The 377-nt window shown below is 39.0% G+C and carries 1 protein-coding gene; it reads left to right on the top strand.

Annotated elements, in window-relative coordinates; all coding sequences use genetic code 11:
- Positions 1–20: 20 nt before the first annotated feature.
- Positions 21–377, top strand: a 357-nt coding sequence (locus tag R0K30_RS21240) for a hypothetical protein (protein ID WP_410612752.1), incomplete at its 3' end; no start/stop codon positions are given.

Genomic DNA, 377 nt, shown 5'->3' with positions numbered 1-377 from the left:
GGTCAGACGCTCGAATAAGCATGAAAAGCCTTGAGGAACAAGGGATTGATAGAGAGCCAATTAATTTATCAATGAAGCAGATTAAGACACCAAGTATAAAAAGCGTATACGAACATCAGTTAAAACTATCTATTGATTTGAAACAAATAGAGAAGGATAGCCAGGCTATCAACGTAGACGATGAGTTAATAAGAGTTTATAAGGAGATAGAACAAAATGCAGACAGAGCAAGTGAAAGAGCGAGAGAAGCAATTGACACAGGACGTAAAGTTTCTGACGGAGCAAGGGAGGCACTTAACGGATCAGGTGAAAGAGTTGACACTCGAAAATACGCTTTTACACCGCTATACCCTAGAAAAGGAAACAAAAATAGAGAC

It is taken from the genome of Bacillus sp. SIMBA_154, assembly GCF_046536015.1.
Taxonomy (GTDB): Bacteria; Bacillota; Bacilli; order Bacillales; family Bacillaceae; genus Bacillus; species Bacillus pumilus_P.
This window is presented reverse-complemented; position numbering and strand designations above follow the sequence as displayed.